Here is a 21,810-nt window from a genome sequence, read left to right on the forward strand (position 1 = left end):
CTTTGAGAGGCTCATAATTCCAGATTAATTTTTTCTACCCATGATGAAAGTTGATCGAAAACTTTATAGTGCGTCAGATCAAGTTGTAAGGGTGTAATTGATACATACTGCTGACTAATTGCATAGAAATCTGTTCCAGGTCCGGCGTCAGCCTCCATTCCTGGAGGACCAATCCAGTATATTGGGCGGCCACGCGGATCATACTCTTTAATGACAGGCTCAGCACCATGGCGTGTTCCTAAGCGTGTCACCTCCATCCCTCTTATCTTATCTAAAGGTAAGTCAGGAATATTTACATTGAGAATGGTTTGAGATGGCAACATATTTGCTTTTAAGCTCATCACCAAATGACGAGCAATCGCTGCAGCTGTGTCGTAATTTTGAATGTTATCCCCAACCATGGAAAAAGCAATGGCTGGTAACCCCAGGAAGCGACCTTCTATGGCTGCAGCAACAGTCCCTGAATAAAGAATATCATCGCCTAAATTGGCGCCATCATTAATTCCTGAAACAACAATATCAACACTAGGCTTTAAAAATCCTGTTAAAGCAAGATGCACACAGTCAGTAGGAGTACCCTCGACACTATAGTAGCCATTATCCATTTGCCTGACTCGAAGAGGTCTACTCAAAGTTAATGAGTTACTTGCACCACTACGATTCCTGTCTGGTGCAATAACCACCGTTTCACTGATGTGAGACATTTCGTTCGCTAAAGCACGTATTCCTGGAGCATTAACACCATCATCATTACTTACCAAAATTCTCATACTTAACTCTCAGGAGATTCTAGCCATCTAACAATTGCCAAGCGCTGGGTTAAATCTTGTTTGTTTTTTTCGACTAAACTCTTAAGCTCGGGTTGATTTGGATTATTCTCTAATTCAAGTCGTTGTTTGGCGAGTGTTTCTTGCAATGCTAATATTTTTTTACCAAATCCCTGAGGATTCATTTGCAGCTGATAAGCTAACTCGTTAACACTCGCTGCTAAGGTAGCTAATTGCTCACAACTTATGTGTGAAGGCTTTTTATCCGGGCAATTTTTTAGAGCTTGTTGTAGAACCTGTGGGTTTCTGCGGTAATAATTCTCATCCTCAACTGTACAAGCACTTAGTAGCATGGATGCACAAATCAGGAGTAAAGCTTTCCCCATGAGCAACCTCTCAATGTTATTAAAAGCTTCTGATGTTATCATTAGTGCGTAATTAACGCTATGTTGAACTAATCAATCAATTAAGAGGGATTACTATTTACCTTGATAGACAAGTGCTACCACCAAAATAACGGCCATTCACGTCTAAAGTGATAACACTCTATCATTATTTTGCGCAACTCGGATTGAATAAATGGGTTTGATTCGCTATTGTTAGCACAACCAAGTTTTGTAAGAAAAAAACATGTTAGATTTTAAAGTAGTTCGTGATGAGCAAACTGGGGAGCTCATTATGGAGACCTCTATTTGTGGCAAACCCCTGTTAACTATTCCGCAATTAAATAAAAGTACTGCGTTTACTCAGGAAGAACGTCGCGCTTTTGGATTATTGGGAAAACTCCCTCATCGTGTTGAAACGTTAGATGAACAGGTAAAACGGGCTTATCTTCAATACTCCAGCTATAGTTCTCGTTTACAGCAAAATATTTACCTCAACAACCTGCATGATAAAAATCAGGTCCTTTTTTACAGGTTAATAAGTAAGCATTTAGGAGAAATGCTACCAACAATATACACGCCTATTGTCGGTACAGCAGTGAAGCGATACAGTCATGAATATCGCCAACCACGTGGTCTCTACATTGCCCATTCAGATAAAAATCAAATTGAAGAAATTATAAATAATCGCTCTAATCCTGATATTGAGTTAATCGTTGTAACTGACGGTGAAGGGGTTCTTGGTATTGGTGATCAAGGCATTGGTGGTATGGATATTCCGGTAGCAAAACTTATGGTCTATTCACTCTGTGGTGGTATTGACCCCACAAAAACACTGCCCGTCTTTCTTGATGTAGGAACGAATAATCAAGATTTACTGAATGATCCATTGTATTTGGGGTGTCAGCACCCTCGTATTAATACAGAAGAATATGATGATTTTATCCTAACCTTTGTTGATGCTATCCATAAACATTTCCCCAATGCATTTCTTCATTGGGAAGATTTTGGACGCAACAACGCAAGGCGTATTTTAGATAAATTCCAGGATAAATTGTGTACTTTTAATGATGATATTCAAGGTACTGGGGCTGTTACTCTCTCAGCGCTCTTAGCCGCTTGTGAAGTAACCGGGGTCAACCTTGAGGATCACCGTATTCTTGTTTTTGGTGCGGGTTCTGCGGGTACTGGAATCAGTGATCAAATCGTTGATGCGATGCTTCGTCGGGGTTTAAATAAAAAAGAAGCCTATGATCGTTTCTGGCTGGTTGACCGTCAAGGTTTACTTGTTGACTCAGATCTGGAATTAACTGAAGCTCAAAAACCTTATGCACGTCAGGCTGCAGAAATTGCAAGTTGGGGAAATCTTGGCAGGCTCTATCCATCTTTAACGGATACAGTACGGCAAGTTAAGCCCACAATTTTAATTGGCTGTTCAGCACAGCCTGGGGCGTTTTCACAAGATATTGTTGAAACAATGAGCGCTGCCTGTGAGCGCCCTATTATCTTCCCACTTTCCAATCCGGATGAAAAATGTGAGGCTCAGCCAGCTGATATTATAAATTGGAGTCAAGGAAAGGCATTGATAGCTACAGGCACAGCCTTCCCTGCCGTTGAGTATCAAAACCGCTTATTACAAATTGCGCAATGCAACAATGCCTTAGTATTCCCAGGTATAGGTTTAGGCATTCTGGCAGTGAAGGCCACAAGATTATCAAAAGGCATGATTTGGGCAGCAGCTCAGGCATTAAGTGAATATGCGCCGAGTAAAAAAGACAGCTTTTTACCGCTGCTTCCCTCGCTTGATGATGCTCAAATGGTTGCCAAACATATAGCTATCGCCGTGGCAAGTACAGCAATCAATGAAAACCTTGCTCAAATTAATCAAAATGCTGATTTGGACCAGGTCATTAAAGATATGTTTTGGGAGCCACGGTATTTACCGTTCAGAAAAACTGAGTTGTGCAAATAATAAAGTAATACCCGTCCCCCGATTACAACAGCAGGGGGAAGCCAGGAGCTGTTGAATAATTCACTTAGAACCCGATGTGCCTTGGTTTAGTCAATAGTTCCCGCGGACAAGCCGCGGGACGTAGGCTTAAGCCACGGAGTAGGTTTTAAGCCACGGAGTAGGTTTTAAGCCACGGAGTAGATTTTAAGCCACGGAGTAGATTTTAAGCCACGGAGTAGGTTTTAAGCCACGGAGTAGATTTTAAGCCACGGAGTAGATTTTAAGCCACGGAGTAGATTTTAAGCCACGGAGTAGATTTTAAGCCACGGAGTAGATTTTAAGCCACGGAGTAGATTTTAAGCCACGGAGTGGGCTCAAGTATTTGAGTAGACTTAAGCCTAACGTGGACTTTAAAGGGAAATATTATCAATCTAAAATAGATTGATGAGCATATACCCAAGCTTCTAATCCTGAAGCAAGAGATACTTTTATTCTTCTATAATCTTTGACTTCGTACTCATCGGCTTTAAGAAGTTCTTCGAGCGTTAACTCAAATACCATTCCTTCAACACTGGCCTTTTCGTCAGTTGTGGGGCTAAGAATTTGATGAACAGATTTGCCACTGACCTCAATAACATAGGGATCAGTGATTTCTAAATCTGTTAATTTATAGCCTTTTAATTTGTCTTTTTGGCCTTTCAACAAACGAGAGAACGTTGCAAGCTGAACTTGCTCCAGTTGCAACGTCCCGTAAGAAAATAATTTCTCAATAACCAAGATAACCTCTTTTCTCGAATACAAAAAAATATCGCGACATTTCGTCGCGAAATAGCATTACATAGGTTGAGATGCTTCTTGCTGAAGTCCTCCGACAACCCAAGCATTTGTTCCGTAGAATTTACGAAAATGCCAAATTTCATCTAATGTGCTTACTGGATCATCATTTTCTTTAATCGAGCCGGTAAAACGCACACTTGCGATCGTTGAGTCACCCTGCTCAGAAACATCAAGTAATTGCGCATTAAGGTTAATGACTTCTGTTTTATTAGACTCATTACCTCGCTCATCCAATTGCATTTTGATTTCCGCAAAAACCTCTGGCGCTGTAAATTCTTGTAAATCTTGTAAGTTTTTTTGATCATAAGCAGTTTGTAAGCGGATAAATTTTACTTTCGCCTCACGTAAAAAATCTTCTTCACTAAAACCCGCTGAATTCATGTGATAATTACCTGTAGCTTGATAATTCATAGAATTGGATTGCCAGTTGTAGGCTGATGGTCTCGACGCATTGGCAGTTTGAAATCCTGGCTGTATGCGACGACGATAAATATTAATAATAAACAGCAATACGGCACCCACAATTAACCAGGATAGTAATCCACTTCCTAATCCATTCCCCATAAATAGGCTAGCTAGAAGACCACCTGCCAATAAACCACCTAACATGCCTCCCCATCTACTTCTATTGGTTTGTTGTCCAATTGTATTAGGCTTAGGTTTAGAGGAAAAAAGACTATTATAAGAGCGCTGGACGCCAAAACTTCTGCCGCCTCCAAAACGCTTCGCTGCTGCTTCATTAACCACCAGACCAAAAGAAAGCAGGCCAATAAGTAACGACAAAATAAGTGTTCGCACGATGTGATCCTTTTTGATAAACAGCCAATAGTATAACTGAAGAAACCACTATCGCGACAAGAGGCAAGTAATTTAACAAAAAAAATTTCACTTTAGAATGTCCTATAGACTCGCTCGGGTTAATCCCTTTTTTTGATATTGACTTCGTAATACCAGACTGTTTATTAAAACCGTAAATGACGCAGTGGCAACAGGCACAATTAAAATCAATTTCCAGGGAATGGTAAAATTAAGCTCCAAGACTACTTTTGCAAGATAATTGGTAATAATACTCGCGGTAAGAACCGCCATAAATCCGGCATAAAACCCAATGAGGAATGATTCACTGCTTTGAATCAATAATAACTGCGTTTTACCCATTCCTAAAACTTTGAGAATGTGTGTTTCTTGCTGTTTTACCCCTACAAAGGAAAGCATCGCCAAAATAACGATAATTAACCCAGCAAACAATCCAAAAAAGCTCATAAAATTTATTGCCTTCGCCATGTTAGTAACAATCGACTGAACCTTCTTCAAGATATTGGCAATATCAATCACTGTAACATTTGGAAATTGGCTTACGATGTTATTTAACACAGGTTGTTGCGCAGGCAACAGATGCATACTGGCAATGTAGGTCTGTGGCAAATTATTCAAAATACCAGGCTTAAACAGAGTAAAAAAATTAGGACTAAATGTTGTCCAATCTACGGTGCGAACACTCGTAATTACTGCTGTGACAATTGTGTCACCTATTCTAAAACTGATTTTATCCCCTAAGGCCAACTTGAGTTTATCCATCATCCCCTTTTCTACAGAAATCCAGTCTTCTTGAGTTTTAGGATCCCATACACCTTCACTGATTTCATTGGCAAGTGGTAAATTATTAGTCCAGGAAAGATTCAACTCTCTTCTGAGGACATTGATCTGTTCGGCTCGTTCGCCAAAAATTTTTTGAACTGGCACATTATTAATTGCAATTAAACGTCCTTTTACGATAGGATAAAAATAAGACACTTTAATGGTATTGACCGTCAAAAATTTGTCGATTTCGCTAACTTGAGAAGGCTCAATATTGATAATAAAGTAATTAGCACTGTTCTCAGACCGCTGTTGCTGCCAACTCTCTAAAAGGTCTGTTCTTAAAATAAATAAGCTTAAAATTGCTGTTAGCGCCAAACCGATGCCAATAACTTGCAACGCACTATTACCAAAATTACGCGCTATATTGGCAAAACCAAAGCGCCAATTAATATGAATATAATGCTTAGCCTTTGAAAGATAATTAAAAATTAACCAAAGCGTGCTAATCACCAAGCCAACAAAAAAAGCACAACCTAATACCACACTCAAAGTAAGGCGCCAAGAATTGGTATAGAAATAAGCAAGTCCTCCTAAAAGTAAAAAGGCCAGGCTGTAACTGAACCAAGTACTAATTTTTAGTGACGGTTGCTCATGACGAAAAATAGTAGCGGCGGTAATATGACGTAATTTTAAAATATTGACTGAGGAGAAAACCAACAATACGATTAAACCAATTGCAAAACTAAACAAAGCAGGCTTTAACGGTAAATGATTCTCAAATTGGGGCAATAATCCATAGAGCCACTGTGCCAATAAAGGTTGTATCGCATAGCCCAACCCTATGCCAAGCAGACAAGCTAATACGCCTAGAAGTAAGATACTGCCTAAGTAAATTTTTAAAATCTGATACTCAGAGGCCCCAAAACAGCGAAGTACTGCCACTTGTTGCATATGCCGCATGCTGTAACGCAAACTTGCCATACTAATAGCTACTCCCGCTAACACTAAACTCATCAGCGTTCCTAAATTTAGATAATTTAATGTGCGTTGAATAATTTGAGTAATGGAGGGATTCGTTGAAGTACTGTCCGTTAATTCTTGTTGTTCAGTTAATTGAGGAGTTACATAGGCTTTTAATGTGCTTAACTTATCTTTAGTCCCGGTTAATAACCAACGATAAGCCACATTACTGCCGATTTGAACAACTTGGGTTTTTGGTACATCTTCCCAATTCATCAGAATGCGAGGTGAAATATTAAACCAATCTCCTGTTTGCCCAGGCTCCTCTGTCAAGACACCTGCAACTGTAAATGATGCAGCGCCAATCATTAAGGACTCGCCTACGTTAATTTTTAACAGTGAAAAAAGTCTTGGTGCTAGCCATACGGTACCAGGTTTAGGTGGTTCAAATAATTTGACACTTGGCGCATGTAACCTGGGGGAAATCCATAATTCACCTAATATGGGAAAAGGCTCTTTAACTGCTTTAACTTGTGCAAGCTGAAGATTTTCCTCATGTTCCACCATACTTAAAAACGATAAGGTTAATGTTTGTTTCAGTTGCAAAACTTGCGCTTTCTTAACCCAAACATCCTTGATAGGAAAACTGCTTCGAACCACCAGGTCAGCCCCTAACAATTGAGAGGTTTGTTTTGTTAATTGATCATTAACTCGTCCGGCAAAAATATTTAATGCACTAATACAGGTCATTGCTGTAACCAAAGCAAGAAATAGCAACGTCAACTCACCACTTCGCCAATCGCGAATAAGTGACTTTACGATCAATGGTATCTTTAACATAGAAGCTTTCCACCATCTAATCGCCAATGTAATTGGCATCGGCCTGCCAGCGCTTCGTCATGAGTTACAATTACCAATGTTGTTTTATGCTGTTCATTTAAAGTGAATAATAAATCAGCAACAGTCTGCCCTGTTTTTTTATCTAAATTCCCAGTAGGTTCGTCGGCAAATAAAATATCAGGTTCCACTGCAAACGCTCTTGCTATAGCTACACGTTGCTGTTCGCCACCTGATAACTGAAGTGGATAATGATGCCCTCTATTACTGAGCCCAACCTTATCCAACCAATAGGAAGCCTTTGAAAATGCATCCTCATAATGGTTCATTTCCAAAGGCAACATGACATTTTCCAGTCCCGTTAGATTAGGTAGGAGTTGAAATGATTGAAAAATAAAACCCACTCTTCTTGCTCGCAATTTTGCGCGCTCATCCTCGCTTAAATGAGTAATTTCTTGATTTTCATAAAAAACATCTCCTGTTGTAGGAAGGTCTAAACCTGCCATAATATTAAGTAATGACGTTTTTCCAGAACCAGAAGCGCCGGTAATTGCAACGGTTATCCCCTTCTTAATGGCAAAACTGATATCTTGCAAAATAAGAAGATCAAACGAACCGCTTTTTACAGTAAAATTAATATTATTCAACCTGATAACGTCAAGGTGACTCATGAAGTGCAAAACCCTTTTTATATTTTTATTCATTTTTATCATAGCACCTCTTCAAGCAAAAACTATTCTTGTTCTTGGAGACAGTCTAAGCGCTGCCTATGGTATCAATACGAAAGAGGGCTGGGTTAACTTATTGAATACAAAGTTGAAAAAGAATAATTTCGATTATCGAGTTATCAATATTAGTGCAAGCGGTGACACAACCAGAAATGGTCTTGCTAAACTATCAAGTGCTCTTAAAACCTATCAACCCAATATTGTCATTATTCAACTAGGGGCTAATGATGGCTTACGAGGATTATCTCTCGCTGAAATGAAATCAAACCTCGAGAAAATTATTCAAGAAAGTCAAAACGCCAAGGCGAAAATATTATTAATTGCGACAAAATTACCACCCAATTATGGCCCCACTTATCTGAAAAAATTCGCAAGCGTCTATGGAGACTTGGCAAATCAGTATCAAATACCTTTAATTCCTATGTTTTTGGAGGGCGTTGCTGGTGATTCGCTATTGATGCAAAAGGATGGCTTACATCCTAATCAGAAAGCACAATCTAAAATATTAGCTAATATTTGGCCGCATCTACAGCCTCTTTTAACGTCCTAAAGAGCCAGCAATAGCTTTCATCAATAAAAACCACCAGTTTATATTCATTTTATCTCTAGAAGCCCCCGCGCATTGTATAATTTTTGCACGATTTATGCATCATTTATATGACTATTGAGGAATGAATTATGAAAAGCGGGATTTTGCTTTTCTGCTTTTTACCGACATTCTTGTGGGCAAAAGCAGAAATACAGGAAGCAAACTATTATGGTCCAAAGCTCTGCAAATATACACCCTATACTTGCGTCAAAGTAACGCGAGGTAAGACTTGGCAGAAATTATTTTTAGATCCCGTTCAAAGAGACTTGGTACAACGCTTAAATCGCACCAATAATCGCTTGTGGAATGGAAAAATATTAGCTGTTCCTAAAAATCTGACAACGGTTACTCTGTTTGATATATCCCCTTTTCCTTTGAAAATTAATTCTTCAGATAATAAGCAAATCATTGTTGATCAAGAAAAATTGGCTTGGGGAGCCTATGATTCACACGGTTATTTAGTACGCTGGGGTCCTATTTCTTCAGGAAGTGATAAATGCTCAGATAGTGATAACTCATGTCTGACATTAACGGGAATGTTTGAAATCTTTGGCAAGGAAGATAAACATTGCATTTCAAATGCATTCCCTGCTGGACGAGGTGGTGCGCAAATGCCTTATTGTATGTTTTTTCATAAGGGTTTTGCGTTACATGGATCTGATGATATCCCGGGTTATCGTGCAAGTCATGGATGTATCCGTATGTTTATTCAGGATGTTAAATGGCTTAATGAAAATTTTGTGACGCTGTATGACCCTAAAAAGAAAACAGGAGGTACTGTGGTCATCGTTTTGCCACTATATCTTAAGGAATCTTAGCGATGACTAAGTCAAAAATTTGTTCTCTTGGCTGCATTGTTGGTACACATACAGAAGTAATTAAAATAGCACCCTTACTATTTGAATTACGCTCTGAGCCTTGGGTTAAAACTGCATTAATTAGTACTGGTGAATGTCAAGGCGAACTTGACGCTATATTTGCTGTGTTTGATTTAAAACCCGATTATCATTTAAATAAAATGCCAAAACAGCAAACTCTTCAAGAATTCGCCGCGACACTTTGTAACAAACTCAATCTACTCATCAAAAAACACCATTTTGATGCATTACTTGGTGCAGGTAATACTACAACTGTTTTTATTTCGTCGTTAATGGCATTTTACAATCAGCTTGCCTTTGGTCATATCGAAGCAGGATTACGCACCAATCCAGGGAAGTCTTTTCCAGAAGAAACACACCAAATTTTGACAGCACCTTTGTCAACCTGGCATTTTGCTCCTTCAACGTTTGAAAAAGAGAACTTAATCCGAGAAAAAATTGCCGTGAATAAAATTTTTGTCACTGGGAGCACAGTAACTGATGCTCTACATTGGATTATTAAAAATAAGTCTGAAACTAATGAATTTAGACATATTTATAACTTTGTTATTGTTAGCACTCGGCAAAATGGTGAACATCTGAAAAATATCTGTAATGCTATTCTTGAACTCACAACTCGATTTGATGATATCAATTTCATATTTTCTTTAACTGAGACGTCTGAATCGCAGCAGTTTTTTAAAACTATTTTTTCGAATCAGCCACGTGTCCATCTTTTACCGGCCGTTCCATATGACGAATTCGTCCATTTAATGCGACGCGCTATCTTGTTATTAACTGATTCTGTAACTATGCAAGAAGAAGCACCGGTCTTACATAAGCCGATTTTAATATTAAATAACGATGCCGAGAAACCTCAGCTTATTAAAGAAGGAATCGGCCTCTTGGTAGGAACATCAAGAGAGACCATCGTTGAAATTGTCAGCCAGTTACTTACTGACGGTAAACTCTATCTTAAAATGACTCGTAGTCATTGCCCGGAAGGCGATGAACATGCTGCAAAACGAATTGTTGAAATATTAAAAAATAAACTTCCATTAAAAAATACTTATTAAAAACTATTCCTTCGCTTTTAATGGATGATAAACTCTTGTCTACAGAGGGATGACAATGGAGTTTCACAGGAATATTACAAAATTAGAGATATTTAGACCATTTGATCTTGTAAAATCTTTAGAAAGATCTCAGAATGGGTGTTACAATCAGATTTCAATTATAGGAAAAGAGTAACTATGTCAGAGAAAATTCGCGGTAAAGTTAAATGGTTTAACGATAAGAAAGGCTTTGGTTTTATTGAAAGCGAAGGTAAAGATTACTTCGTTCATTTCAGTGCAATTCAAAGTAGTGGCTTTAAAACTTTAGCTGAAGGTGCTGCTGTATTGTTTAAAGCAGGCCATGGACAAAAAGGTCCTCAAGCAGAAGATGTAGAAATCGCCTAATTTGGTTAATTACTGCACCAAGGAGCCAAAACTAATTGGTGCAGTAATTTTTCCTGGCTTTCAATTATTGCTGCGTAGGCTTTTTATTAGTCCCAAAATTCACAACCACCTGTTTTAAGGATCCTGTCTCTGGTTCCCATGGTCTCGCATATTTAAATTGCATGCTGGTACTTTGAGGATAAGCTTTCTCTTTTAATAATTGGAAAGTAAAGAGCATCTGCCCGCCAGCCCCTATTAGCTTTGTTTGTGCAGAAACATATTTGCTCGACAAAAGCTTTAAAATTGATTTGTCATATTTTTCAACAGTCCATTGATATCCTGTTGTTGGATTAGCAGGCAGCGTCACGACAAATTGATTTTGATTGGGATTAACGTTTAAAGACATATTGTCAGCATGTGTAAAAGTTGCACAAGCCAATAAGATACTGCTCCATAATGTTTTCATTGTCTCTTCCCACTTAATTAGTTTGTTTAAATTATATTATATTCTGCTTGATATGCTGTTAAATGTTTTTACTCACTAGCAATGTTTTATCAATCTGGTAATAATTATATCTTCATGGATAAAAGTATATTTTAAACAACGTTGAGCAACTATACTTTTGGGAATAGCGCTCGCTTCCATGTTGCTGAAAAATTATTCGCGCATTCTATTTACTATGGATAAACAAGACAATTATTTTTTATACTTTTGCAATAAAATGACAACCGACTATTTAAAATTAACGCATCTAGATATACCTGGCCTTATTGACGCCGCGTCAAACTTGCCTTCCATTGGCTATTTAAAGCAGAGTAATGATGGATTGGTCTATTTAGATCTTGCAAATGGCTATATACACAATCTCTACCCCTTCTTAAAAAACTACTCCTCTACAATTGTAAAACCTGATTATTTCGGTCAAAAAACGGCTGGAGCTCATATTAGTGTGATTTATCCAGAAGAAAATACCAAGGTGGACCAACAAGAATTAGGCAGTTCTCACTACTTTGAACTTTTACATACATTTGCAGGGGATATAGGCAACAAGCGTTATTATGTCCTTACTGTCCATGCACCAACATTAATTGCATTAAGACAAAGATATGGTCTCGGGTCACAATTAAAATTTAAAGAGCACTGGATTGATTTACATATTACTTTAGGAGTCTCCTTCTCATAATTTTTAAGGCGTGTTTAGGCCAATGACCCTACTGTGCTCGATTCCGCATCGTTCTGGATGCCTCGGACAAGCCGAGGCACGTAGAATGGGTAACTACTTTCTAAAATCACTCCGCTATATCCTGTCTTGTCAATTCAACAGGCTTAGGCTATCCATATTCAACACAGAGTATCTTCTCCGCATTCCTTCGAGGCTCGGAGGTCGAGGCAGAGAGGTTTACGGACTCTCTCAAATAACTCCTCACCATTCTTCCTACGTGCCTCGACTTGTCCGAGGCGCGAGACACAGAGTCGTTTACGGCCCTTTCAAATAACTCCTCACCATTCTTCCGACATGCCTCGGCTTGTCCGAGGCATCCAGTTGGAGCAATCAACATTATTGTCAGCTTAAGAGATTACCTTTTCTAATTATAAAAAATACTGTATAGTTATTATTTGAATAAATAATATTTTTTTTGAACATCACTCATGCTGTTTAAACACGTCAACCTTATCACTATCATTTGTCAAATTATTATCGGCTGAAAAGCCGACCTATATCTCACACCCTAAATTTACTAAATTTTTTTTCTTCCCTCCTAGCAATGAGGTTGTCATGTTTAAGTCAAAGTCAAAATTTTTGCCTTTTTTTATGTGGTTCTTTCCCCTATCTTTTTTCACTTACCAATTTATTTTACGGCTTTGGCCGGGATTAATGATGCATCAAATTATGGAACAGTTTTCCATTGATGCTAGTCGTTTCGGAGTTCTTGCAGCGCTTTATTATTATGGCTATTCCGGAATGCAAATTCCTGTTGCCATCATGCTGGAGCGCTTTAAGGTTCGCTATGTGGTGTTTGCATTTTCTCTGCTATGTGGACTTGCAACCCTTTTATTTAGTTATACCAATAATTGGTATTTAGCTGGCTTAAGCCGCTTTTTGGTGGGCGCAGGTTCGGCGGTAGGCTTTCTTGCGGTTTCCAAAGTCATTTCTCAGTGGTTTCCCAAATCTAAATACGCCAAAATGGTTGGATTCTCTTTTACTCTAGGACTTCTAGGAGCTATCTATGGCGGAAAGCCGGTCAGCTTATTGGTTGCAAATTATCCTTGGCAAAACGTAGCGCTCATCTTGGCACTTATCGCCATGCTTTTGGGTGTAGGAAGTTATTACTTTTTACGCTCGCCGCAACAAAACAATACAAAAACGGATGAACCAACAACAAGCTTTAAAGCCTCTTATTTCCGCACTCTTTTAAGTTCGCCCACGATATGGATATTAGCTGTTGCGAATCTTTTAATGGTGGGATCACTTGAAGGATTTGCTGATGTGTGGGGAGTTTCCTATTTAACCACCGCTTTTGAGTTAGATAAAAGCAATGCTGCACAATTAGTTAGCTTTATCTTTGTAGGAATGTTATTTGGTGGGCCTTTGCTTGCCTTTCTCAGTAAGTATTTAGGCAACTATACGGTGATTGCTTTTTGCGGGGTAGGTATGGCTTTCGTTTTTAAGTTATTATTATCAACTACAACGTACAACTGGTATTGGCTTGCTGCTCTATTTTTCTTAATTGGCTTAATGTGTTGTTATCAGGTCATTGTTTTTGCTGCCGGTTCGGACTTGGTGGAAACCAAATTACTTGGGGTAACGATTGCATTCCTCAACTGCATCAACATGCTCGGCGGTTCATTTTTTCATACCTTAATTGGTAAAGCTATGGATGCGACCTGGGGTGGAGCTCTCAGTGAAGAGGGGCTGCGCATCTATGCACTGGAGTCTTATAAAACTGCTCTGCTCCTAATTCCTGGATGTGCTGTAGTTGGCTCTTGCCTTGTGGGTTTGATAGGTTTTAATTTACACCGTCGTCAAGCGCATAGTTTACAGGCATAGTTATTCATTGCCTTCTTTTTAGGCACTTACTTAAGTCAACCTAAAAAGAAGGTCAGTCTAATAAAACCGCGGAATTCAATTTATTTTCTTTGCGAGGTAAGCAATAAAGTAAAAGAGGAATTTCTAAATACGCATGAAACATAGCTATTAAGCTATAGAATTTCTTACTCTCCTGAAAGTTACACAAAAAAATTAAACCCATTATTAAAAATACCCCAATAACAACCCCCGGGAGTTTAATTGGAGTCTTACAAAACGAAGGTAATATCTTTATTACATAATGATAATGAATAAGCTGCAGATAAACTGCTGTGGCGAAACAAGCGAACATGAATGCATTAATATGCTCTGTTACTAAATAATGAGATAAGTAAAGATTAACCTTAGATAATGAATAAAACCCAGGATCAATTGCTAAAAATAGCGACATAAAGAAAACAATAAGCGGACATATGATAAAAACTATCCAGGCTTTATGAGCTGCATTTTCAGCAACTAAAAAGCCCCAGGGTGTTAAATTATGTAAAAAAGCAAGGCACATAAAAAGAATAACTGGATTAACAATAATACCTACCATAAATAATAAAAGAATAAGAACAGTTAGAAATGTGGTCTTAAAATAACAAGCAATTGTCATCAAAATTAAGATAAATGAGAACTCTATTATCAATAGCAATGAGTAAGGAATAGACAAAAAGATTGCTATAGTTTTTATCATTAATAAAAGTAATAATGCCCCCACGACCAGTATAATAAATGCTCGAGGTAGTTTATGAGCAAGATGCTTATAAATGTAAGATAACTCATAAAATATATGAGTAACACCAAAAAAGCTTAGTGAAAGCAAATAGGAACTTAAAGGGAAAATGGACGCCAACAACATGTATAAAATTACAATCAATGGAATCATATTTTACCTTCATAGCAATCTGAATATATTCCTGACATTAGGAATCACTATCGTTTCCGAGCTTATTACTTTTTTTATTTTTTTGAAAAAAGGACTTCCTAAAGAGCATAGTACAAATTGGGTATGGTTTATTATTGGTATGAATCTCATAACCGTACCGTTAGCCCAAATATTCTACTCCCATATACCAATTAACCCCCTTGCCATTGATTGGTATCTTACAGAAATATTAGTTATTTTAACGGAAGCGCTCTTAATGTATGGCATTATGCGAGCCACTTTCAAAAATGCCTTGTTTTATTCTATTTTATTAAACATGTCATCTATTCTGGGAGGAGCAATATTGTGCTGGCTAAATTTATTACCCTGGTGTGTTTAGCAAGTTATTCTTTATCAAGTTATGCAGACCTCATTATTCCGGAGAAAAGAAAAGTGCTTCTGGATCATTTCTCTTTAGGCGAAGTACTGACATTTTCACTGGTTTTAGTAGGAGTGATTATCCTTCTCATAATATGGTACGTTATGAGGAAAAATAAATGATGATGGATTTCTATCCCTGAAATCCATCTTCGCATTTCACTCATAAACATTAGGTAATGAAATTTCTCCTTCGAGATATAAACGACACTCACCCTTTAGTAAAACTCTACCATTGTTAACTTCACAGAGTAGTTCTCCCTGACGTCTCAAGCCTTGTAAGGCATAAATTTTTTTCTTCCCTAACCGCTCGCTCCAATATGGAGCAATCACACAATGCGCTGAACCTGTGACAGGATCTTCAGGAACATCACATCCTGGATAAAAGCATCGAGAATAAACATCATATTTTGTCGAAGGTGCCGATAAAATTACCCCTCTAGTTTGTAAACGGCTAATGGCATTTAAATCCAATTGTGCATTTTTAACGTCCGCTTCATCATCAAAAATCAATAATAAATCAAATGTACTTTCATAAACTTTTTTAGGAACTACATTCATTGCTGCCAATAAAGCTGATGAAGGTGTAATCTCAGTGTAAGGAAGAGCCGGAAAATCTAATTGCAGGGCATTACCCAACCTATTAACTCGTAACTCCCCACTTAAACTTTGAAAACTTAAACTATCACCTGGGTAGCCAAGTTTTTCAAAAATCACATAAGCACTCGCTAAGGTTGCATGTCCACATAAGGCTACTTCTGAATTAGGTGTAAACCAGCGAATATGAAAATGATGCCCTTCTTTTATAATAAACGCAGTTTCAGATAAATTATTTTCACTTGCGATAGATTGCATTAACTCATCGCTTAACCATTCTTCTAAAGGGCAAACTGCCGCCGGGTTACCACCAAACAATTTGGCAGTAAACGCATCCACCTGGAACATGGATTGTTTTGTCATAATTTACTCCTTAACATCGAATTGATTGCTTACTATAACATAGTATGCTATATATTAGCAAATTATGTAATTAGAGATAAAACATGTTAACCTCAAGTTTACTAAAAAAAGCCAATCGCCTACTTATCAAAAAGGCCAATGAATTATTAAAACCTTATAATATTACTCATGCTTATACCTCCTTTTTATTAGAACTTTTTAAACAAAATGGGCTTACTCAAGCACAAATGTGTAAACAGATTGGAATCGAACAACCAACTGCGGTCAGGACACTTGATCGAATGGAACGTGATGGTTTTATTTATAGAAAAGCTTCAGAAACTGACAGGCGTGTTTTTTTGGTTCATCTAACCGAAAAAGCACTTGATGCTAAAAAAGATATGGACAATTGTGCCGCCAATCTGAACAAAGTTGCTTTAGCTGGGTTTAGCAAAGAAGAAAAAGAACAATTTAATCAGTTTATTAAACGGGTCAATGCTAATTTAGAAAAATTAAAAGAATAGATAATTGTTGGGCCTTAGGTCTAACCTACGCTTCAGCCTACAATCCACAATAATCCCAATACCCTTTTTGCGCGTAGTGCAAAGCAATCCAGTGCAGAACCTTGATAGATGGTATAAAATGATTTACCAAAATCGCATCACTTAAGGAAAAGATATGAAGGCTATAGGATACAACAAATCACTGCCTATTGAAGATCCTAATTCATTAATGGATATTGAACTCCCAACCCCCACTGCCACAGGGCGAGATTTGTTGGTTGAAGTAAAAGCCATTGCAGTAAATCCGGTAGATTACAAAGTCAGACAAAGAGAAGAAGCACAACCCGGTGCATACCGTGTGCTCGGTTGGGATGCTGCTGGAGTTGTTAAAGCTGTTGGTGAGCAAGTAACCTCGTTTAAACCAGGTGATGAAGTATGGTATGCAGGGGACATAACGCGCGCGGGTTGCAATAGTGAGTTTCATTTGGTTGATGAGCGCATTGTTGGATTAAAACCTAAAAGTTTATCCTTTGAAAAAGCAGCAGCGTTACCGCTGACTTCACTGACAGCCTGGGAGTTACTTTTTGACCGTCTTTGCATCACTGCAAGTGAAAAATCCAGTCTTTTAATCACGGGGGCAGCTGGAGGCGTTGGCTCTATTTTAGTTCAATTAGCCCGTCAGCTTACCTCGTTAACCATTATCGGTACTGCCTCACGGGAAGAATCCAAACAATGGATATTAAATCAAGGGGCTCACTATGCCATTGACCATAGTAAACCCATGCATGAGCAATTGGTGCATCTTGGAATACATGAAGTAGATTATGTTATCAGCCTGACACATACCGATGACCACGTAGAAGAGTTGATCAAATGCTTAAAACCTCAATCCAAATTTGCATTAATCGATGATCCTGAATATTTAAATATTCGCCTCTTTAAATTAAAGAGTATTTCCATTCATTGGGAAATGATGTACACCCGTTCAATGTTTAAAACTCCAGATATGATTAAACAACATAATATACTGAATGAAATTGCGCATCTGGTTGATAAGGAAATCATTAAAACAACATTTAATGAAAATTTTGGCACCATTAATGCACATAATTTGCGCAAAGCGCATCAACTGCTTGAAAGCCATCAGTCAAGAGGCAAAATAGTATTATCTGGTTTTGCCTAACGAAGACTTCAGCTCAAATCCCGGTGCCTGTACCGGGATTTATCAATGCAATATTAGCTACGAATGATTCTTTCCAAAAACGGTAATTAGACTGTGGAAGAAGTTAATTGCCTCTCGTTTTCAGACCTGTATTCCGTAGTATTTTCCGCATAGTGACTAAGTTCCTCTAACAATGCAGTACTGGTTTTTTCTTTAATACCAAATAATCTGAGGATATAATTTAAAATGTCCTGGCCTCTATTGATAGAGTCATACCTGGTGTAACCATTTTGAACCTGCTCATGATAAAAGTCTTCAAACACAGCTTGAATTCCTTCTATCGATTTTTGGGCATTTAGAGCATTAATTAGCTCATTTAAAACGTCGTAATCCTTCTTGAAATGAAGTAAACCAAAAAAATGGTTGTTCCTGCCATTTTTGAGGAAATCTCTATAGGCTAACAGTTGTTTAAAAACCTGGCTCCTAAAAAAGATTTGCGCAGCAGGAGTTAGCTTATCCTCCGGATCGTAAACGACACGCTTTGGAGCAGGAATATTTATATTAAGAAAATGATTAACTCCTGCTTGCAGCGATACAATATATGGCGTTAAAAATGCCTGTTCTCTTGTTCTATCGCTACCCACATCCTCCTTAAGCCAGCCAGCCGCTAAAAAGATTGCTTGAGCGTATTTTTCGAAATTTTGTTTGGTAGGCTGAGCAGAGAGTTCTTGTTGAGCTTCTACCACATAAGCCGCATTACCTTCCCATGTGTCTGCTGGGAATCTAGCTGCAACCCCGGTTCGCTCACAGGCTGCTTGAACATCCCTGGCATATTTTTTAATCTCTCCCATATTCACATACCGCATAATAAGCCCTCCATGCTAAATTAATGCAATTTTACAGAAATTAGAGTAAGATTGGGATATAGCAAGATTCCTTATTTTCAAAATTAGCGATCATTTCTGCTAGTTGCGCATAAACTGCGTGTGTATTATCAGTTCTTTTCCAACTGTTCCCTTTATTTTCGCCCTCATAACCTCTCTCTTGCAAAATTTTTTTAATACCAGAAATTTTTTGCGTGTCAGAGAAAGTTCCATTAAGAAATCTATTGATGGCATTAATCCCTCTAGGACCTTGGGACTCTTCTCGACTTAATCTGTCAAATTCTAAAGCATGGCTAGAATTCTGAAAAAAAACAAGGTTTCTTCCGAAATCCCGTAACCAATTTAAACGGACTTCTTTAGTCCAATCGTAAGACTTGATGACTTTCCCGATTTCAGCCAGTAGTTCATTGGCACTCATACTTTCTCCCTGAGGATCATTTGTCCAATAACAACAATTACATATCCATCTCTTGATTTCAATTTTATCTTTATAACAGTAAATATATTGGTCGCGTCAATGCAATTCACAATGACCATTTTAGAAGTAATACTGCACAATTGCGAGGCACAATAGGAAAGGCAGGTAAAAAAAATCCACCCGAGGGTGGAAAGGTTCAATGTAGATCCCCTCTCGTGAGATCCTCATTCAACCTACACTTAAAGTATAGAAGAAATGCGGCGACTGTCAAATTATTGATCAAACCTAGCAGTTTATGCTTCTTCTCTTCCAATTGTGTTAAACTATACCCAGTTAGAAGAAACTCGTTCGAAGCTTCATGTCAAATTCTCTATCTTTACGCTCATATACAAGCGAGACACACACTCATAGCCATGATTTTGCGCAATTGGTATTACCCCTTAGAGGCCAACTTGAACTGGAGATTGGTGGTAAATCCGGAATTGTAAACGAAGCGACAGGGGCTTATATTCATTCAAATACACAACATTGCTTTGCCAGTGGCGAAGATAATCTATTCTTAGTGGTAGATTTCTTAAATACTTCTGCAAATTGGAATTGTCATCACATGCCTTCCTTTATGCAATTAAATGCCCCGCTGAAAAATTATCTTGCTTTTGCTCATAGCTACTTGGGTAGCCACTCAAATCCTCAGACAGACTCCCTTCTTTATCAACTCTTAATCAATCTTCTTACCTCTGAATTAACAACACCCGATCGTTGCGTTATTCAGGTAAAACTCTGGATTGAGCAACATCTTGCTACACCTATCGATATCGGTCACTTGGCAAAACAGTGTCATATCAGTAAGAGTCAACTTCAGCGACGTTTTAAACAGAATACCGGTTTTTCCGTGGCACAATATTGTTCGACAGCTGTCATGCCTCTAGCTACCGTCATCCTTGCGTGGATTATTCTTGGTGAGCAATTAACTGTCTGGCAATGTGTAGGCATGGGGTTAGTTTTACTATCTATCGTTATTTACGCAAAAAAATGAGTCAGCCTTGTTATTGTTCTAAGATAGTCTCAAGCCAATGTTGATGCCTTCTTTCATTGCCTAGCCCACGTGTTAAAACAGTAACCGCATCTTTCCATTTCGTTTCGTGACAATTTAAGCGCTCATAAGCCGTGTTAAGCTCTCTTTCATTTAAAAGCATGGCTTGAAGGCTGACTAAGTTAACCATCTATCGAGCAATCCGACTTCAAGTCATTCTGAAACTACTTAAGTGTCAAAGAGCTCAAAGTCTGTTTTGATGAAATATCCTTTACGAATACGAGGTTCGGATTTTGATGATTAAACAGTCCTCGGATTCGGATTTATATTTAGGTATGATAGTAAATTATTTTTATATCAATAAGGATAGCGCATGAATAAAATTTTCAACTTTCGTCAATTTTTTTTGATCATATGTATATATTTTTTTATCTTTCCATTAAATGCCAGAGTAGCACCCTGGAATTTTACGCCATTAACAAGAACCACTATCTCTATTCGACCCATTCGCGGTAATGTATTTAATATTCAATACGTAATTACTAATGTAAGTCAAAGAACCCACACTCTCGCAATGACCCCAATAACCGGAATCAGTCAGGTTACCTCTGGTAACGCTAATTTTTGCTCCAATCCTTTTACATTAGCTTTTCTTCAATCTTGTGTTTTAAATTTGAACATATCAGGAATTGATTTAACCGGCGATGTTATAGGAGGCCCCCTTGTATGTGAGCAGCGTAATGCGCTTGAATGTTATCAGCCAAGGCCGGATAGTATCCTTCACATAACCCGACTTCCAGGTCCCTAGAACAATGCAAGGAATAATGGAATCACCGAAGGTATTAAAGAATAAATTAGCTACCTCTATCACACCTTCGGTATTCAGCTCATACGGAGAGAAAGAAGTTTGTAAAGAGTCATTTTTTTGGTAATAAATTATGCTTTTCTAAATGACTCGCTCCTCTCTATCTAATAAGATAATTATGTCCACAAATTAATGTCGGAGTTTAATTATATTAATTCCTGTATTGGATTGGGCTTAATGAAATTAAATACTAAAGAAAATAAAGTAAATTTTTAGTAGAACTGTACAGCCATATACAGCGAATTTATGCTCAAAAACTTCCGCATACAGATAAAAAACTCTTTTCTCCACGAAGAAACTGTACTCCGTACTAACTTTCAATGCCTCAGAGGGTAATTCACTTAGATTCAACTGATTAGTGCAACTTTTGTATATAAAAAAACAGAATAAGCAGTAAACTTGCTACTGTCTTAATACAGGAGTTCTTTAATGAGTTATAAGCGTTTGGACTATCTTAAGCGGTGCAAGATACAAGCTTTTGTGCATGCAGGTTATACCCAGCAACAGATAGCCGATGAAATAGGGGTACATAATCGACGATTAGTAGAGAGCTTAATCGAAATGTAACATTTATTCGCACTCGGTTAGGTTATTGGACTTATAAAGCGAATTACGCACAAAAGTATGTCGATGACCACCAAAGAGATAAGCCTAGGTATGTAAAAGCTAATGAATAGATTAAAACGTTTATTACAGGGAA

24 protein-coding genes and 1 pseudogene are annotated in these 21,810 nt (G+C 38.0%); 13 read left to right on the forward strand and 12 right to left on the reverse strand.

Annotated elements, in window-relative coordinates; translation table 11 throughout:
* Positions 1-11 precede the first annotated feature (11 nt).
* Positions 12-770, reverse strand: a complete 759-nt coding sequence (gene surE, locus LHA_RS09000; RefSeq protein WP_045106249.1) for a 5'/3'-nucleotidase SurE — start codon at positions 768-770, stop codon at positions 12-14.
* A gap of 2 nt (positions 771-772) precedes the next feature.
* Positions 773-1,195 (reverse strand): hypothetical protein, encoded by a 423-nt coding sequence (locus LHA_RS09005; protein WP_231861892.1) that lies wholly within the window; start codon positions 1,193-1,195, stop codon positions 773-775.
* 202 nt (positions 1,196-1,397) lie between these two features.
* Between LHA_RS09005 and LHA_RS09010 the strand changes: the two genes are divergently transcribed.
* Complete coding sequence (locus LHA_RS09010; protein ID WP_045106251.1) at positions 1,398-3,122, forward strand: NAD-dependent malic enzyme; 1,725 nt, start codon at positions 1,398-1,400, stop codon at positions 3,120-3,122.
* A 405-nt stretch (positions 3,123-3,527) separates the two neighbouring features.
* Here LHA_RS09010 and LHA_RS09015 read toward each other — a convergent pair whose 3' ends face one another.
* The 4 genes from LHA_RS09015 to LHA_RS09030 all read right to left on the reverse strand — a co-directional run bounded on the left by LHA_RS09015 (position 3,528) and on the right by LHA_RS09030 (position 7,987).
* Positions 3,528-3,878 (reverse strand): gamma-glutamylcyclotransferase family protein, encoded by a 351-nt coding sequence (locus LHA_RS09015; protein WP_197541137.1) that lies wholly within the window; start codon positions 3,876-3,878, stop codon positions 3,528-3,530.
* Positions 3,879-3,935: 57 nt separating this feature from the next.
* Positions 3,936-4,736 carry a Tim44 domain-containing protein gene (locus LHA_RS09020; protein WP_045106252.1) on the reverse strand — a complete coding sequence of 267 codons (801 nt, stop codon included), beginning with the start codon at positions 4,734-4,736 and terminating at the stop codon, positions 3,936-3,938.
* Positions 4,737-4,838: 102 nt separating this feature from the next.
* The gene (locus LHA_RS09025; protein WP_045106253.1) at positions 4,839-7,319 is read right to left on the reverse strand and encodes an ABC transporter permease; all 2,481 of its coding nucleotides are present in this window, start codon (positions 7,317-7,319) and stop codon (positions 4,839-4,841) included.
* A complete protein-coding gene (locus tag LHA_RS09030) occupies positions 7,313-7,987 on the reverse strand; it encodes an ABC transporter ATP-binding protein (protein WP_045106254.1) in 675 nt (224 codons plus the stop codon). The genes LHA_RS09025 and LHA_RS09030 overlap by 7 nt, the downstream gene beginning before the upstream one ends.
* Here LHA_RS09030 and LHA_RS09035 point away from each other — a divergent pair.
* The 4 genes from LHA_RS09035 to LHA_RS09050 all read left to right on the forward strand — a co-directional run bounded on the left by LHA_RS09035 (position 7,986) and on the right by LHA_RS09050 (position 10,950).
* On the forward strand, positions 7,986-8,594 hold the full coding sequence (locus LHA_RS09035) for an arylesterase (RefSeq protein ID WP_045106255.1): 609 nt from the start codon (positions 7,986-7,988) through the stop codon (positions 8,592-8,594). The two genes, LHA_RS09030 and LHA_RS09035, sit on opposite strands and share 2 nt — an antisense overlap.
* A 128-nt stretch (positions 8,595-8,722) precedes the next feature.
* Complete coding sequence (locus LHA_RS09040) at positions 8,723-9,451, forward strand: L,D-transpeptidase (protein ID WP_045106256.1); 729 nt, start codon at positions 8,723-8,725, stop codon at positions 9,449-9,451.
* A gap of 2 nt (positions 9,452-9,453) precedes the next feature.
* Positions 9,454-10,566 (forward strand): non-hydrolyzing UDP-N-acetylglucosamine 2-epimerase, encoded by a 1,113-nt coding sequence (gene wecB / locus LHA_RS09045; RefSeq protein WP_045106257.1) that lies wholly within the window; start codon positions 9,454-9,456, stop codon positions 10,564-10,566.
* Positions 10,567-10,743: 177 nt separating this feature from the next.
* Complete coding sequence (locus LHA_RS09050) at positions 10,744-10,950, forward strand: cold-shock protein (RefSeq protein ID WP_045106258.1); 207 nt, start codon at positions 10,744-10,746, stop codon at positions 10,948-10,950.
* Positions 10,951-11,014: 64 nt separating this feature from the next.
* Here the strand turns inward: LHA_RS09050 and LHA_RS09055 are convergent, their stop codons facing one another.
* Positions 11,015-11,395: a protease inhibitor I42 family protein gene (locus tag LHA_RS09055; RefSeq protein WP_045106259.1), complete on the reverse strand. Its 381-nt coding sequence runs from the start codon at positions 11,393-11,395 to the stop codon at positions 11,015-11,017.
* Between the two features lie 256 nt (positions 11,396-11,651).
* Between LHA_RS09055 and LHA_RS09060 the strand changes: the two genes are divergently transcribed.
* On the forward strand, positions 11,652-12,113 hold the full coding sequence (locus LHA_RS09060; protein WP_045107498.1) for a hypothetical protein: 462 nt from the start codon (positions 11,652-11,654) through the stop codon (positions 12,111-12,113).
* Between the two features lie 594 nt (positions 12,114-12,707).
* Entirely contained in the window at positions 12,708-13,979 is a 1,272-nt protein-coding gene (locus tag LHA_RS09065) for an MFS transporter (protein ID WP_045106260.1), read from the forward strand.
* Positions 13,980-14,031: 52 nt separating this feature from the next.
* Here LHA_RS09065 and LHA_RS09070 read toward each other — a convergent pair whose 3' ends face one another.
* A complete protein-coding gene (locus LHA_RS09070; RefSeq protein WP_147292334.1) occupies positions 14,032-14,889 on the reverse strand; it encodes a hypothetical protein in 858 nt (285 codons plus the stop codon).
* On the opposite strand from LHA_RS09070, the gene LHA_RS09075 reads away from it, so the two are divergent.
* Positions 14,861-15,268, forward strand: a complete 408-nt coding sequence (locus LHA_RS09075; protein WP_045106262.1) for a hypothetical protein — start codon at positions 14,861-14,863, stop codon at positions 15,266-15,268. The two genes, LHA_RS09070 and LHA_RS09075, sit on opposite strands and share 29 nt — an antisense overlap.
* 197 nt (positions 15,269-15,465) lie before the next feature.
* Here the strand turns inward: LHA_RS09075 and LHA_RS09080 are convergent, their stop codons facing one another.
* Positions 15,466-16,266, reverse strand: a complete 801-nt coding sequence (locus LHA_RS09080; protein ID WP_045106263.1) for a PhzF family phenazine biosynthesis protein — start codon at positions 16,264-16,266, stop codon at positions 15,466-15,468.
* Between the two features lie 83 nt (positions 16,267-16,349).
* On the opposite strand from LHA_RS09080, the gene LHA_RS09085 reads away from it, so the two are divergent.
* Together LHA_RS09085 and LHA_RS09090 are read left to right on the forward strand one after the other, a co-directional pair.
* Complete coding sequence (locus tag LHA_RS09085; protein ID WP_045106264.1) at positions 16,350-16,769, forward strand: MarR family winged helix-turn-helix transcriptional regulator; 420 nt, start codon at positions 16,350-16,352, stop codon at positions 16,767-16,769.
* A 154-nt stretch (positions 16,770-16,923) separates the two neighbouring features.
* Positions 16,924-17,931, forward strand: coding sequence for a zinc-binding alcohol dehydrogenase family protein (locus LHA_RS09090; protein ID WP_045106265.1), 1,008 nt, complete (start codon positions 16,924-16,926; stop codon positions 17,929-17,931).
* Between the two features lie 86 nt (positions 17,932-18,017).
* Here the strand turns inward: LHA_RS09090 and LHA_RS09095 are convergent, their stop codons facing one another.
* The gene (locus LHA_RS09095) at positions 18,018-18,776 is read right to left on the reverse strand and encodes a hypothetical protein (RefSeq protein ID WP_045106266.1); all 759 of its coding nucleotides are present in this window, start codon (positions 18,774-18,776) and stop codon (positions 18,018-18,020) included.
* Positions 18,777-18,816: 40 nt separating this feature from the next.
* On the reverse strand, positions 18,817-19,212 hold the full coding sequence (locus LHA_RS09100) for a hypothetical protein (protein ID WP_045106267.1): 396 nt from the start codon (positions 19,210-19,212) through the stop codon (positions 18,817-18,819).
* A 358-nt stretch (positions 19,213-19,570) separates the two neighbouring features.
* Between LHA_RS09100 and LHA_RS17665 the strand changes: the two genes are divergently transcribed.
* On the forward strand, positions 19,571-20,248 hold the full coding sequence (locus tag LHA_RS17665; protein WP_052673656.1) for an AraC family transcriptional regulator: 678 nt from the start codon (positions 19,571-19,573) through the stop codon (positions 20,246-20,248).
* 10 nt (positions 20,249-20,258) lie between these two features.
* Here LHA_RS17665 and LHA_RS17065 read toward each other — a convergent pair whose 3' ends face one another.
* Positions 20,259-20,435: a hypothetical protein gene (locus LHA_RS17065; protein WP_172480789.1), complete on the reverse strand. Its 177-nt coding sequence runs from the start codon at positions 20,433-20,435 to the stop codon at positions 20,259-20,261.
* 183 nt (positions 20,436-20,618) lie between these two features.
* On the opposite strand from LHA_RS17065, the gene LHA_RS09110 reads away from it, so the two are divergent.
* Positions 20,619-21,053: a hypothetical protein gene (locus LHA_RS09110; protein ID WP_045106268.1), complete on the forward strand. Its 435-nt coding sequence runs from the start codon at positions 20,619-20,621 to the stop codon at positions 21,051-21,053.
* Between the two features lie 486 nt (positions 21,054-21,539).
* Positions 21,540-21,784: pseudogene (locus LHA_RS17725) on the forward strand (helix-turn-helix domain-containing protein); the annotation flags it as partial.
* Between the last annotated feature and the right edge of the window lie 26 nt (positions 21,785-21,810).

The sequence above is a fragment of the Legionella hackeliae genome (assembly GCF_000953655.1).
Taxonomy (GTDB): Bacteria; Pseudomonadota; Gammaproteobacteria; order Legionellales; family Legionellaceae; genus Tatlockia; species Tatlockia hackeliae.